The sequence below is a fragment of the Thioalbus denitrificans genome (assembly GCF_003337735.1).
Taxonomy (GTDB): domain Bacteria; phylum Pseudomonadota; class Gammaproteobacteria; order DSM-26407; family DSM-26407; genus Thioalbus; species Thioalbus denitrificans.
The window spans coordinates 1-1,073 of record NZ_QPJY01000022.1 but is presented as its reverse complement, the minus strand read 5'-3'; the positions used below and the strand labels follow the sequence as shown (position 1 = coordinate 1,073).

General features: G+C 62.1%; 1 protein-coding gene. It reads right to left on the bottom strand.

What is annotated here, in order from left to right; genetic code table 11:
* Positions 1-7 precede the first annotated feature (7 nt).
* Positions 8-976 (bottom strand): IS30 family transposase, encoded by a 969-nt coding sequence (locus DFQ59_RS19375; protein WP_114281390.1) that lies wholly within the window; start codon positions 974-976, stop codon positions 8-10.
* Between the last annotated feature and the right edge of the window lie 97 nt (positions 977-1,073).

The following is a 1,073-nucleotide window of genomic DNA, read 5'->3' as shown; positions in this document are numbered from 1 at the left end:
CGCGGATTCAACTCACTAGTGCAACCGGTGGGTTGATCCCGAAAAATACCTGGTTCGGCGTTTTCATTCCAAGGCATTTGCGGGGGCGGTTGTTCAGTTTATCCATGGCTCCCTGTATCTCCTCGTCAGTGAGCGTGGAGAAGTCGCGGTCCTTTGGGAAGTACTGGCGAATGAGACCATTGGTGTTCTCATTGAGGCCACGCTCCCAGGAGGCATACGGGTGGGCGAAGTAGAAGCCGGCCTCCAGCGCCTGGGCGATCTGCTCATGGAGGGCGAATTCCTTGCCGTTGTCAGAGGTCAGGGTATGGACCCGGTCGGCCAGCGGTGCGAGCAGGCTCAAGATGGCCTGCTGGACGCCTTCGGCAGCCTTGGAGGGGACCTTGGCGATCAACGCCAGCCGGGACTTGCGCTCGGTCAACGATACGATTGCTCCGGAGTGGTTCTTGCCGATGATGGTGTCGGCCTCCCAGTCACCGATGCGCCCGCGGCGCGCCACGATGGCCGGGCGCTCGTCGATGGACACCTGGTTGGACAGGCGCCCTCGGCGCTCATAGGCCCCGTAGCGCTTTCTGCGCGGCTTCTGGCAGCGTAGGTGCCGGTGGAGGTCGCCACCCCGGTGCTTGTCCTGGAGTATGTAGCGGTAGATCCACTCATGACTGACCAACAACGTCCTCTCCTGGGCCAACCAGAGGCTGATCTGCTCGGGGCTCCAGTCCTCACGCAGCAACCGCTCGACATGGTTCCAGAGTTCCGGGCCGAGCCGCGGCGTCACCTTTGCGGCACGGCGCTCGAGCGCCAGCCGCTGGGCCTGTTGCGGCCGATAGCCCCGCAGCCCTCGATTGCGCCTCAACTCCCGGCTGATGGTGGACTTGTGGCGCTGCAGGAGAGCAGCAATCTCGGCTTGGCTGTGACCGGCTTTCATGAGGGCGTAGATCTGGTAACGTTCCTCTTGGGCAAGCTGCGTGTAGCCTCTCATCGTGCTCCTCTTTCTTGGCGGTTAGAGGGGGCCATGATGCTACCGTGGCTTGTCCTCTCACCGCCAAACTGAGTTGCACTTACGAGTTGAATTCAGG

Coding starts and splice junctions, on each gene's coding strand:
- DFQ59_RS19375 (WP_114281390.1), bottom strand. CDS start 976: ATGAGAGGCTACACGCAGCTTGCCCAAGAGGAACGTTACCAGATCTAC.